Source organism: Kitasatospora sp. NPDC089509 (assembly GCF_044749365.1).
Taxonomy (GTDB): domain Bacteria; phylum Actinomycetota; class Actinomycetes; order Streptomycetales; family Streptomycetaceae; genus Kitasatospora.
The window spans coordinates 76,367-88,917 of sequence record NZ_JBIVHS010000003.1 but is presented as its reverse complement, the minus strand read 5'-3'; the positions used below and the strand labels follow the sequence as shown (position 1 = coordinate 88,917).

Sequence of the window (12,551 nt, the reverse complement as noted above, 5' to 3'; positions counted from 1 at the left end):
ACGCCCGACACGGCCGACCCTCTCCCGCCGCACACCGCCGAGGGGCGCCACCCTCCCCGCGCACGGGAGCACCCGCAGCACGGCAAGAGCCCGTGCGCACACGGTCCCCGCGCCCGGCGCGCGCAGGTCGTCGAGAAGCATCACCGGGCGGCCCACAACAGCTGGGCCAATCCGTGACGATCGGTCGACGAATGACCGGACAACGTTCAGCGGAAGTTCATCGGTTCAATTTCAACCATATTTCGGGGGCCTGTGATTCTCGTCGCATCCGCGCCTTCTGACGGCCTTTTAGCACCATGGCGGCCTGGTGCGCCGATGCGTGGCGTTACTGTGGTGGAGCGGCAACGTGGCTGCTCCGACCGGGCACGCCTACTTGCGACTTAAGTTTCTTTCGTGGTGCGCGCGCGATGAACCGTGTTCGCGCCGCCTTTTGGGAGAGGCGACTTGGCCCTCGAATTCATACCGGCCCGTCTTGATGACGTGGACGGTCTCTTGACGCTCTATCGCCAGGTGTATGGGCGGAGCTACGCGCTGCCGCTCGGCACCGACCCCGAGGTGATGGCCCGTGAGATCACGGCCCCGGACACCACCTGGCTGGTGGCCCGGGAGCCCGGCGGCGACCGGCTGTTCGGGTCCATCCTCGGCACGGTCGACCCGACCGCGCGGATCGGCAAGCTGCAGGGTCTGGTGATCCATCCCGACGCCCGCGGGCTCGGCGCGGCCAACCTCGCCGTGCAGCAGCTCGCCGACCAACTGCTGACCGGCGACCACCCGGTCGACTCCGTGTACGCGACCGCCCGGACCGACACCACCGCCCCGCAGCGCATCTGCCTGAAGTCCGGCTTCCGCGCGCTCGGCGTGCTGCCGAACCTGCGCAAGGCCGCCTGGCACGAGACCATGGTGCTGCTGGCCAAGCACCGCGCGGGCGTGCTGGAGCGGCGCCTTCCGGTGCACAAGGTCCCGGCCGCGCTCGGCGGGCTGGTCCGGGCGCTGGCGGACGTGCCGGGGCCCGCGCAGCCACCGGAGCTCGTGGACGAGCCGCTGCCCAGGCCGCGCAAGGGCGGGAGCGTCGTCCGGGAGCTGGAGTTCATCGACGCGCCGGCCTTCGTGAGCCGCCGGTTCGGCGGGCTGGGGGAGTCCTTCTACCCGTTCCACGAGCCGAACGTCATGCTCTCCGCCGCCGACGGCGCCTACGAGGTGTACGCGCACCTCAGCCCCGCCGACGGGTACTGCACGCTGATCGGCATCGAGCTCGCGGAGATCGGCGAGGAGCTCGACACCGTCACCGACCGGCTGGCCGCGCACGGCGCCCGGTACATCGAGGCCCTGGTGCCGCTGGACAGCTACCACTCGCTGCGCCGGCTGCTCGGGCACGGCTTCCTGCCGGTGGCGGCCTACCCGGCGATGCGCCGGGAGGGCGAGGGCTTCCGCGACTACGTGGTGCTGGCCCGGATCCTGCAGCCGCTGGACTTCCGGGGCCTGGCCATCGACGCCGCGTTCCAGCCGTTCACCGAGCAGTACATCGAGCTGTGGAAGCAGCAGCACCTCGACACCCACGGGATATTCCAATGAACAAGTACCTCCAACCGGTCTCGGTACCGGACCCCGAAGCACTCGCCCACGTGCAGCAGTTGGCCGACCTGGCCGAGCCGTACCGGGTCGGGGACGACGTGGACGCCCTGTTCACGGCGGCGATGAACGAGATCAACGCCTGGCACGCCGAGCGCTCGCCCTACTTCGGCCGGCTGTGGGCGGCCGAGGGGCACACCCTGGAGTCCGTCGAGGACCTCCACCGGCTCCCGTTCGTGCACGCCAACTTCTTCAAGCTGCACGAGGTGCTGTCGCTGCCGCGCGAGGACACGCTGCTGACCCTGACCTCCTCCGGCACGACCGGCCAGAAGTCGCAGATGGCCTTCGACGACTTCACCCTGCGCAACGGCCAGCGGATGGTCGCCCGGGTCTTCGACCACTACGGCTGGATCACGTCCGAGGACGACGAGCCGGTCAACTACCTGCTCTCCAACTACCAGCCCCGGCCGGGCCTGAACCTCGGCACCTCGTTCACCGACGAGTACCTGTGCCACTTCGCCCCCGTCCGCTCGGTCGAGTACGCGCTCAAGCACACCGGCAGCGGCCACGAGTTCGACCCGTTCGGCTGCGTCCGCGCGCTGATCCGCTTCGCCGAGGAGGGTGCGCCGGTCCGGATCCTCGGCTTCCCCGCCTTCCTCTCCTTCACGCTGGACCGGATGCGCGAACTCGGCCTGCCGCCGATCCAGTTGAACCCGGAGTCGCTGGTGGCCTTCGGCGGCGGCTGGAAGGGCGAAGCGGACAAGCAGGTCGCCAAGCCGGAGCTGTACCGGCGCATCCACGAGCAGCTCGGCATCCCGGACGAGCGGATCCGTGACGGCTACGGCGCGGTGGAGCACTCCGTCCTGCACATGGAGTGCCCCAACCACCGTCTGCACGTCCCGGTCTGGGCCCGTCTGCTGGTCCGCGACGTGCGCACGCTTCAGCCGCTGCCGTACGGCGAGAGCGGCTACCCCCAGTTCATCTCGCCGTACATCACCTCGGTGCCGGCCCAGTCCGTGCTGATGGGCGACCTGGTCACCCAGCACGCGCCGGAGGAGTGCGGCTGCGGCCTGGCCACGCCCTGGTTCGAGGTGCTCGGGCGGGCCGGGCTCAGCCGCAACCGCAGCTGCGCCGTCGCCGCCGCCGAACTGCTCAAGACCGAGGGGAAGAAGTGACTCAGCACTACTGGCAGGGCGCGTGGGTGGACGACGCGGAGGCGGCGGCCCGCCTGGAGCGCCTCGACGAGTACGCCGCCGGCGCACTGGCCGAGCGGCTCAGCCCGATCACCGTGCTCGCCGCCTGCGACCGCCTGGCCGTCGCGCTGGCCGACCCGGCGAGCGAGCACTCCGTCCGGCTGGCGGGTCTGCTGCGCGAGGCGGGCGTGCCCGAGGACGAGACCTCGCGGACGATGCGCGACCTGATCGAGGCCCTGTCCCGGGAGGCGCTGGAGGCCAAGCTGACCCGCGAGCTCGGCGGCTCCGACCCCGGGCGGCTGGCGCGCTTCGACTTCCGCCGGGAGATCTTCGAGGGCTGGCTGCCGGTCGGCCTGCTGGTGCACATCGCACCGGGCAACGCACCCGCCGCCGGGGCCTTCACCGTGATCGAGGGCCTGCTCGCGGGCAACCTCAACATCGTCAAGACCAGCGGCCGGGAGCGGTTCACCCACGAACTGCTCGCCGCCGTGGCCGAGTTCGAAGAGACCGGGGCGATCGCCCGGCAGATCGTGGTGCTCGGCTTCCCCTCCTCGCGCACCGACTGGCTCCAGCGGCTGTGCGCGGCCGCCGACGCCGTCGCCGCGTGGGGCGGCGAGGAGGCGATCGCCTCGATCTCCGCGCTGATACCCGCCGGCTGCCGACTGGTCGACTGGGGTCCGAAGCTCTCCTTCGCCTATCTGACGGCCGACGCCTGGTCCGCCCCCGAGACGCTGGACGGCATCGCCGACGACATCTGCCGGCTCGAACAGCAGGCCTGCGCCAGCCCGCAGGTGGTGTACCTGGACACCGAGGACGAGGACGAGCTCTTCGCCTTCGCCGAGCGGTTCGCCGCCGTGCTCGCCGCCCGCGCACCCGCACCGCACGACCGGGACCCGCTGGAGAGCGCCGAGATCACCAACACCGTCCTGGTGGCCCGGCTGGAGGAGCACCTCGGGCTCACCAAGGTGCACGCCGCCCCCGACGCGAGCTGGCACGTGCTCGCCGACACCCGCAGCGCGCTGCGCGCCTCGCCGCTGCACCGCACGGTCTGGGTCAAGCCGCTGCCGCGCAAGCGGATCGCCGAGGTGCTGCGCCCGATGCGCCGCTACCTGCAGACCGCCGGGATCGGTGCGAGCCGCACCGACACCGCGGAGCTGGCCGGTGCCGTGCTGGCGGCGGGAGTCCTGCGGGTGACGGTGCCCGGCGGAATGCTCGGCAGCTACGACGGCGAGCCGCACGACGGCGTGTACGCGCTGCAGCGCTACAGCCGCCGGGTGGACGTCCAGCTGGACGGACGGTTCAGCGGCGACGCCTGCCTGGACGACCTGGTCGGTGCGCGTGAACTCGCGCCCCCGGCGGTCGCGGTGACCGTCAAGACCGAGTTCGAGCGGCTGCAGACCGACCTCAGCCGTGCGGAGGTCTTCTTCCGCAGCGGCGGCAGCTCCGGCGCCCCCAAGCTCTCCGCGTTCAGCTGGGACGACTACCACGAGCACATGCGCTCCGGCGCGGAGGGCCTGCTCGCGGCCGGGTTCGACCCGCGGACCGACCGGTCGATGAACCTCTTCTTCGGCGGGCAGCTGTACGGCGGGTTCTCCAGCTTCTACTCGGTGCTGGAGACGCTCGGGGCGGTCCAGTACCCGATGATGGCGCAGGACGACCACGCGGCGGTCGCCCGGTCGGTGGTCGACCACCAGGTCAACACCCTGTTCGGCATGCCGAGTTACCTGCTGCGGGTCTTCACCGAGGGCGCGGACCTGCTGCGCGAGTACCGCGGTGTGCGCAAGCTGTTCTACGGCGGCGAGCACTTCCCGGCCCGCCAGCGCGAGTGGCTGCGCGAGGAGTTCGGGGTCGAGCTGGTCCGCGCCGGCGCGTACGGCAGCGTGGACGCCGGCCCGCTCGGCTACCAGTGCCCGCACGCCCCGGACCGGGTGTACCACCTGTTCAGCGGGCTGCACACGCTGGAGATCCTCGACCGCGAGGCGGACCGGCCCGCGCCGGCGGGTGAGGCCGGGCGGCTGGTGTTCACCGCGCACACCCGGCGCGGACAGCGGCTGGACCGGTACGAGATCGGCGACCTCGGGCGCTGGCTGACCGAGGACTGCCCGTGCGGTCGGCGCACCCCGCGCTTCGAACTGCTGGGGCGCTTCGGCGACATCTTCCGCAGCGGCAGCTACTTCCTCAACTACCGGCGGTTCGTGGAGGTCGCGGAGGAGCGGCTGGACCACCACGGCGCGCTGCAGATCCTGCTGGACGAGGACGACGACGCCAACGAGAGCCTGACCGTCCGGCTGGAGGGCCGGCCGCAGGACGCGCCGGGCACCCGGGAGTTCCTGGACGGGTACCCGGACCTCGCGGCGGCGGTGGAGCTGGACCGGCTGGTGGAGCTGCGCGTGGAGCGGGTACCGGCCGCGGACTTCGCGCAGACGGCGGCGAGCGGGAAGCTGCTGGCCGTCGTGGACCGGCGGTCCCGCAACAGCTGACGTCTTCTGACGTTCTCTGAGGTTCTCTGGCGGTCCGGCAGGGGCGTGGGTTTCGGTTTCCCACGCCCCTGCCGGCTTTCCGGCAGCCGGGACGTCAGTTGGCGCGCTGGTCGACGAGCCGGATCAGCTTGCCCGTCCGCGGGTTGACGTCCAGTCCGTCCGGGCCGACCCACTCGAAGGCGAGCGGGTGGATGTTCCCCTGCCGGACCTCCGCGCCGAACATCGGCCGGGCCTCGTCCAGCACGGCGAGCAACTCCCGCTCGAAGTCGGCCGACCGGGCCGGGCCGGCCAGGCGCAGGAGCAGTTCGTCCTTGGCCTCGCGGTGCCGGAGCACGACCTGGAGGTCGCCGACCGCACCCCGCCGGTCGGCCCGGGCGGCCATGGCCCGCAGGTCCTCCAGGTAGACGGTGACCACACCGACCCGGGCCCCCTCCTCGGAACGGCCGAGCAGCCGGAAGCGGCGTCGCGGGTAGTCGACCCACTCGGCGATGTCGCCGACCGGGTAGCGGATCACCGGCATCAGGCGACGCACCAGGTCGGTGGCGACGACCCGGCCCGCACGGCCCTCCTCGGTGATCGGCTCGCCGGTCTCCGGGTCGAGCAGCTCGATCACCTTGTCGGCGGTGAACACCTCGTGCACCCGGGTGTCCGGCTCGTCCGCCACCGGCCCGGCCAGGATGCCCGCGTCCACGCTGGCGTAGCCGATCGAGCGGACCAGCGCGTTCGGGAAGGCGGTGGCCATCAGCGCCAACTGGTCGCCGTAGAAGGCCTCCCCGGCGAACAGCGCCAGCCGGACCTGCGGCAGCGTCCCCACCGTCTCGGCCACCCGGCGGGCCAGCCGGCACAGCGAGGTCGGCGGCGCGGAGATGACCGTGGCGCGGAAGTCGCGCAGGGTCTCGACGGTGAAGTCCAACGGCGCCGCGCCGCCGATCGGCAGCTGCACCACCGGGACGGGCGACTCCTGGAAGGCGTTGAGGGTGAAGACGAAGCTGGAGTACAGCTCCCCGGCGTAGAACAGATTGGCCACCCGGTCGCCCGCGCGCACCCCGGCGGCGGGCAGCCCGTCGGCGAAGCGCCGGGCCATCGCATGCCACTCGTCGCGGGTGTAGACCGAGACGCGCGGTGCGCCGGTGGTGCCGCCGGTCTTGAAGACGATGCCGTCCTGGTGCGGGCCGGTGAGCAGATCGCTGCTCTCGATGCCGTGGGCGCCCCAGTAGGCGCTGTGGTCGATCAGCGGCAGCGCTGACAGGTCGGCGACGTCGTCGGGCAGTCCGGCGTAGAGGTCGCGGTAGAAGGGCGAGTGCTCGCGTACATGGGCCAGGAGATCGGCCAGTTGAGGGTGAGTCATGTCATCCAAACCTGCGGTGTGATTACCCGCTGATCGTATCCACCTCGCCGCAGGCCGGGACCACCGGTCGGGGGCCTACGGTCCGCGCCGGCGACGGGGCCGGACGGCGTGTCGCGCGACGCTCCCCAGGACGGCGGGGTGCAGGAGCGCCACGGGGGATCTGACCATCTGCGCCACCTGGTACACGCTCCGGTAGACGCGGGGGCTGTCGGGGATGAGGGCGATCAGCTGGTCCCCGTACCAGCGGGTGAGGCGGGCCCTGGGCGAGGACCCGCCCGGGGCCCAGCCGAGGTCGGTACTGGTCGCCACGGCCCAGGGCACGGCGAGGGCGCGGGCAAGCCGGCGCTGGAACCGCGGGGCGATCCCGGCCAGGTCGCGGACGCGGTCCGCCCGCCTCAGCAACCGGCCGAGCAGCTCGGCCTCAAGGGCCGCCACCGTCATGCCCTGGCCGTACACCGGATTGAAGGAGCAGACCGCGTCCCCGAGGACCAGCAGGCGCTCCGGCCAGCGCGGCATGCGGTGGTACAGCACCCAGCGGTTGTCCAGCCGCAGGGCGCGGTAGACGGGACCGACCGGAGTGCCGGCGGTGATGATCTCGGCGATGTCGGGATGCGGCAGCGAGCGGGCGTAGGCGAGGAAGCCCCGCTCGTCCCCGGGCGGCACCTCGCCCCCGGCACCGAGCAGCGTGACGATGACCATCCCGCCTTCCACGGCCTGGACGCCGCCCGCCCGGCGCACGTCCGGGGCGTGCGGCGTCCCGCCCACGACGTGGTAGCCGTTCATGACGCCGGGTGGGGCCTTGAACAGCCGGGACGCGTAGGTCGTGCTGGACCGGACGGTCCGGGAGGCCGGGGCGGGGTACCCGGCGCGGTGCAGCCAGTCCGCCAGGTGGGAGTCGCGGCCCGCGGCGTGCACGACCAGGTCCGCCGCGACCGGCCGGAGCCCGGCCCCCGGAGCCTCGCTCGTCGGAGCGGCCAGAACCCCTGTGACGCGGCGGTGAGCGGGGTCCCAGCCAAGGTCCTGGACCCGCCATCCCGATCGGATCGACACCGGTTCCAGCGCCAGCACCCTTCGCCGCAGACAGCCCTCCAACGCGGGCCGGGTGGCGTTCTGGACGAGAACGCCGATGTGCGTGCGGGGGGCCCAGCCGGAGGGGAACCGGAAGCGCGCCGACTCGCCCAGGTCGAACACGGGCGCACCCTGCGCGGCCAGTTCCTCGCGAAGCCCCGGGAAGAGCTGCTCCATGACGTGACCGCCCCGGGCCAGCAGCGCATGGGTATGGCGTGCCTGCGGTACGCCCTTGCGGTAGCCGGTGTCCGCCGTGAGGGTGTCCTGTTCCAGGACGGTCACCCGGTCGAAGTGGTCGGCCAGGACACGGGCGGCGACCAGCCCGCCGACTCCTCCGCCCACCACGACGGCGTGCCCGTGACGGTCACCGGCCATCGACCACCACCTCCACCCACGGGCAGCCCCCTTCACCGCCCACTATGCGGCCCCGCCCCCACCCGCCGGGCGCTGCGGTTCGACCGAACGGCCCATCGCCGCCCGGCCCGCAGCCGCCCGCCGACGACCGTCTCCGTCCGTGGGGGCCGCGGCCGACGTGGTGGCCGCGGGCGAGGGCGGCGTACGAAGGCGGCGTACGAAGGTCGGCTCGTGGATCAGGCGGGTCGACCGGAGGCGTAGCGGGCGAGCGTGGTCTCCACCGCCTGCTCGACGGCGTGGCGGACGTCGGAGGCTGTGGGGTTCCAGTCGGTCAGCAGCATGCGGGGCCACAGGACGTAGTTGGCGATCATCCCGAGGAACTGGTTGGCGGCGCTCTCGGCGTCCGGGACGTCGGCGTTGCCGGCCTCGTGCTCCGACTCCAGGTAGCGCTGGACCGAGGTGAAGTAGGGCAGCTTGCCGAGTTGGAACTGCATCCGTCCCAGTTCGGGGAAGCGGGGCAGTTCGGCGATGACGATGCGGAACAGGGCTGTCATACCGGGCCGGCCGATCAGGTCGGCGTAGCGGTGGCCGATGGAGGTCAGGCCGGAGCGCAGGTCTCCGACCTGAGGTCGCGCGCCGGCGTCTGCGGCGTCACGCTGCCAGGACTCGGTGACGATGGCCTCGAAGAGGGCCGCCTTGGTGGGGAACTGCTTGAACAGGGTGGACTTCGAGACCGCCGCCCCTTCGGCGATGCGCGCGAGGGACGTGCCGTCGTAACCGCGGTTCAGGAAGAGGTCCGTGGCTGCGGAGATGATCGCCGCACGCTTCTGCTGGGCGAGACGGCGGTGGTGTGCGGAGAGCTCTGCTGCCATGCGTGCAGTATGCCCCAGATCCGAGGCGAGTCACTTGACTCGCCTCTTTGGGCGCGCCTACGCTGCCACGGAAAGGCGAGTCGAGTGACTCGCCTCGGATTGTGGTGCCCCATGCCTCTCCGGCGCCGTGTGATGAGGGAGTAGCGGATGACAGCCGACAGGATCGCCTTGGTGACCGGTGCGAACCGTGGTCTGGGCCGGAGTACGGCTCTCGCGCTGGCGGCGCGCGGGATGCGGGTCGTGGTCACGCATCGCGGTGATGCGGCCGGGGCCGAGGAGACGGCGCGGCACGTGCACACTGCGGGTGGGACCGCCGCTGTCCTGCGCCTCGACATCAGCGACGTCTCCTCCTTCGGAGCCTTCACGTCCGAGCTGACCGCACTGCTGGGGCGTTGGGGGGCCTCGCGGCTCGACGTCGTGGTCAACAACGCCGGGGTGGGCGTCTTCGGCCCGCTGGAGGCCGTCACGGTCGACGACTTCGACACGGTGTTCGACACGAATGTGCGGGGCACGTTCTTCCTCGTCCAGTCGCTCGTGCCACTGCTGGCGCAGGGTGCCCGGGTCATCAACGTCTCGTCGTCGTTGACCCGCCACACCAGCCCCGCGACCTCGGTCTACTCCGCCTCGAAGGCCGCCGTCGAGGCCCTGAGCCGCACCCTGGCCGCAGAACTCGGCCCCCGGGGCATCCGGGTCAACTCCGTCGCCCCGGGGCCGACCGCCACCGACTTCAACGGCGGCGCCATGCGGGACGACGCCGGTATGCGCCAGGTACTGGCCGGGCAGACCGCGCTCGGCCGGGTCGGCGAACCCGAGGAGATCGGCGACGCCATCGCCACGCTGGCGTCCGACGGCCTGCGCTGGATGACCGCCCAGCGGGTCGAGGTCTCCGGCGGCGCCCTCCTCTGACCGACCCGGCCCTCCCGAACCCGGCGCCCGTGGCTGTCTCCCACTTCCGGTCGTGGCGCCGTTGAACCATGGGCGCTCCGGTACGCGGACGGGGTCAGCGAGGCTGCCAGCCGGCCGGTGGCTGGTCGACGCTCGGCCCACCGGTGTGCGGCGTCCGGACATAGCCTTCGGCCGGGCCGGGCAGCGCTTCGATGCAGGCGGTCGAGCACGCGTTGACCAGCAGTGGCAGAACGTCGGCGCCCGATGTCCACAGGGAGATCCAGACCTGGCGAAGGTTCCCGTCCTCGATGCGCCGATCGCAGACACTGCACGCGCGGATGGCTTCGGCACCCCATGCGCCGGGGTCCAGGTCGTCGAGGTCAACGCCTCGGGTGCCCGTTGGCGCCGCGGAGGGCAGCGCTGGAAACGGCGATCGGGTCTTGTAGTTGCCGTAGATCGCGCGGGTGCTCACCGTGCTGCGCCGCAGGTCGGGGCACCGGGTGAGCTCGTACGGGAACCAGTGCAGGCGGTAGGAGGTGTACGGGGTGAACTCTTCAAGACTCTTCATCGCGCCGATCTCGGGCGGGATGCGTACCAGGTTGCTGCCGTACAGCACGAGGTGTTTCACCGAGGTGAGTTCGGCGATGGTGGGTGGGAGTGTGACGACCTGACGCCGCTGTTCCGCGGTGAGCTCCACCAGCGGCTCGAAGACCTCCCGTCCGTCGGCTGCCGCCTCTTCGACCAGTTCGAGAAGGCGGATCCAGCCTGGTGCCGTGGTGTCCTGGCGTTCCCGATGGAAGCGGGTCGGCCGCTGCGGCCTGGAGTTGGTGTACTGGATGCACCGGCAGAGGTCGCGGGGCGGTCCGTCGCCGCCGGGCCCGGCGGCGACGGACCAGCGGTTCGAGAACACCTGCGGATTCGACTCCTCACTCATCCGGCCACAGTAGACGTCGCCGTGGGGGAGACGTAAGTGCGGTCGGAGCCACCGGTTGACCTCCTCGGTGATCCGGGGTCCGCAGTAATTCAGTATTCTACCAGAATAGTGATGGAAAGTCATATCGAATAGAGCCGTAGAAAATTGCCCACCTGTTCGCTATGTTGGCAGTCATGACTGCGCGCACTGAATTAATTGTCGAATCCGGTGAATTGCGACTGTGGACCGAACGGATCGGCGCCTCAAGCGACCCGGCGGTCCTGATGGTGATGGGGACCGCCGCACCAGGCATCGGATGGCCGGACGAGCTGGTGGATGAGCTGGTCGCAGGTGGTCGCCAGGTCATCCGCTTCGACCATCGGGACACCGGCCGGTCCAGTTGCGTGGACTTCACCACGCACCCCTACGCGCTGGCGGACATGGCCGCCGATGCGACGGCGGTGCTCGACGGCTACGGGGTGGCCGCCGCGCACATCGTCGGGGCGTCCCTGGGCGGCGCCATCGGCCAGTGGCTGGCCGTGCACCGCCCCGAACGCGTGCTGACTCTGACCGCGATCATGACCGGCCCGATGGGCCACAGCGCGGGCCCGGCCTGGGCACGCGCCATGGCCGGCCAGGAGCCCGACCCGAGCGACCTGCCGCCGCCCGCGGCACGCTTCCTGACGCACCTTGCACAGCGCGCCGCCCTCCCGCAGGGGACTCGCGACGAGTACGTCACGGCGAACCTGGAGACGTGGCGCGTGCTCAACGGCGACGTCCTCCCGTTCGACGAGCCGGCCGCTCGGCATTTCGTGCAAGCCTCCTTCGACCGGACCGGCGACCCCGCCGCGGCCCTCAACCATGACCTGGCCGGACGTCGGATGACCGAAGACCGTCAGGTGCCGCTGTCCTCGATCAAGGCCCCGACACTGGTCGTACACGGCACCGAGGACCCCCTTCGCCCGCTCCCGCACGGCCGCGCCCTCGCCGAGGAGATCCCTCATTCCCGATTCCGGTCGATCCCGGGAATGGGGCATTCATTGTTCTCGCCCGGACTTCCTCGGCGGATCGGCGAAATCATTCGCGAGCACATCGCATAGCGAGTGGAACGTCGAGCGGGAATTCCGTGCCGTGCGGTCCTTCTCCGAGTCCGGCTGGTGCCGGTCGCGAGGCAGCCGATCCGCTCGGGGAGCGAAGCGGGCAGGGCCGGAAGTGACGCTTCCTCAGATGTGTCCGGCCTGGCAGGATCCGCTGGTGAAACACGTGACCTACCGTCTCCATCCGGCGCAGATACGCCGTCAGTGGATCTTCTCGGCGCTCTTCCTGGCCGGTGGTGCCTACCTTCTGTACCGCAGTTCGCTCGTCCCGATGAGCGCCCGGACCGCCCTCGCCGTGGCTTTCGGCCTTCTCCTGATCATCAGTGGAGTCCTCCAGGTGAGGGGCGCCTTCAGCAGCGTGAGCCTCGACGAGCGCGAGATCTGGTGGACCGGGTCGCTGGGCTCCCGCAAGCGGTTCGCCTGGGCGGACATCACCAACGTCGCGGTCGGGAAGAACCGGGACCGCCCCGATTCCGGGGACGTCGTGCGGGTCACCCACCGCGAGCACGGCGACTTCAAGCTGCCGGCGGTGATCGGCATGCCGGGCGCCTGGCGCGACCCGGACTTCGAGACCAAGGCGGCCGGCATCATCGCCGCCTGGCGTGCCGCGACGGCGACCTCCGAACCCGCGGCGTAGCCGGGCATGGGCGGCCCCCGGACCGCCCTCCGGACGAGGGGCCACCGCGCAGGACCGCCTCGCGTGCCGCCTCAGCCCGAGGCACGTGCAGTCCTCGCGCGTCGCTGAATCCTGACGGAACGCGGGGGCCGGGTC

Annotated in this window: 10 protein-coding genes; 6 read left to right on the top strand and 4 right to left on the bottom strand. The window is 71.4% G+C overall.

Annotated elements, in window-relative coordinates; genetic code table 11:
• Positions 1-492: 492 nt before the first annotated feature.
• Genes ACIP4P_RS06720 through ACIP4P_RS06710 form a run of 3 tightly spaced genes read left to right on the top strand, consistent with a single transcriptional unit; the run spans position 493 to position 5,242 of the window.
• On the top strand, positions 493-1,572 hold the full coding sequence (locus tag ACIP4P_RS06720) for a GNAT family N-acetyltransferase (protein WP_350517932.1): 1,080 nt from the start codon (positions 493-495) through the stop codon (positions 1,570-1,572).
• Entirely contained in the window at positions 1,569-2,744 is a 1,176-nt protein-coding gene (locus ACIP4P_RS06715; protein ID WP_400915466.1) for an acyl-protein synthase, read from the top strand. Before ACIP4P_RS06720 ends, ACIP4P_RS06715 begins: the two co-directional genes overlap by 4 nt.
• On the top strand, positions 2,741-5,242 hold the full coding sequence (locus ACIP4P_RS06710; protein WP_400915464.1) for an acyl-CoA reductase: 2,502 nt from the start codon (positions 2,741-2,743) through the stop codon (positions 5,240-5,242). The genes ACIP4P_RS06715 and ACIP4P_RS06710 overlap by 4 nt, the downstream gene beginning before the upstream one ends.
• A 94-nt stretch (positions 5,243-5,336) precedes the next feature.
• Here ACIP4P_RS06710 and ACIP4P_RS06705 read toward each other — a convergent pair whose 3' ends face one another.
• From ACIP4P_RS06705 to ACIP4P_RS06695, 3 genes are all read right to left on the bottom strand, one after another.
• Positions 5,337-6,590 carry a phenylacetate--CoA ligase family protein gene (locus tag ACIP4P_RS06705; RefSeq protein WP_400915463.1) on the bottom strand — a complete coding sequence of 418 codons (1,254 nt, stop codon included), beginning with the start codon at positions 6,588-6,590 and terminating at the stop codon, positions 5,337-5,339.
• A 75-nt stretch (positions 6,591-6,665) separates the two neighbouring features.
• Entirely contained in the window at positions 6,666-8,033 is a 1,368-nt protein-coding gene (locus ACIP4P_RS06700; RefSeq protein ID WP_400915462.1) for an FAD-dependent oxidoreductase, read from the bottom strand.
• A gap of 215 nt (positions 8,034-8,248) precedes the next feature.
• Positions 8,249-8,884 (bottom strand): TetR/AcrR family transcriptional regulator, encoded by a 636-nt coding sequence (locus ACIP4P_RS06695; RefSeq protein ID WP_400915461.1) that lies wholly within the window; start codon positions 8,882-8,884, stop codon positions 8,249-8,251.
• 147 nt (positions 8,885-9,031) lie between these two features.
• On the opposite strand from ACIP4P_RS06695, the gene ACIP4P_RS06690 reads away from it, so the two are divergent.
• Positions 9,032-9,790, top strand: coding sequence for an SDR family NAD(P)-dependent oxidoreductase (locus ACIP4P_RS06690; protein ID WP_400915459.1), 759 nt, complete (start codon positions 9,032-9,034; stop codon positions 9,788-9,790).
• A 94-nt stretch (positions 9,791-9,884) separates the two neighbouring features.
• On the opposite strand, the gene ACIP4P_RS06685 is transcribed toward ACIP4P_RS06690, so the two are convergent.
• Complete coding sequence (locus ACIP4P_RS06685) at positions 9,885-10,703, bottom strand: leucine-rich repeat domain-containing protein (RefSeq protein ID WP_400915458.1); 819 nt, start codon at positions 10,701-10,703, stop codon at positions 9,885-9,887.
• A gap of 173 nt (positions 10,704-10,876) precedes the next feature.
• Between ACIP4P_RS06685 and ACIP4P_RS06680 the strand changes: the two genes are divergently transcribed.
• Positions 10,877-11,782, top strand: a complete 906-nt coding sequence (locus tag ACIP4P_RS06680; RefSeq protein ID WP_400915457.1) for an alpha/beta hydrolase — start codon at positions 10,877-10,879, stop codon at positions 11,780-11,782.
• A gap of 154 nt (positions 11,783-11,936) precedes the next feature.
• Entirely contained in the window at positions 11,937-12,416 is a 480-nt protein-coding gene (locus tag ACIP4P_RS06675) for a DUF308 domain-containing protein (RefSeq protein WP_400915455.1), read from the top strand.
• The last annotated feature ends 135 nt before the right edge of the window (positions 12,417-12,551 follow it).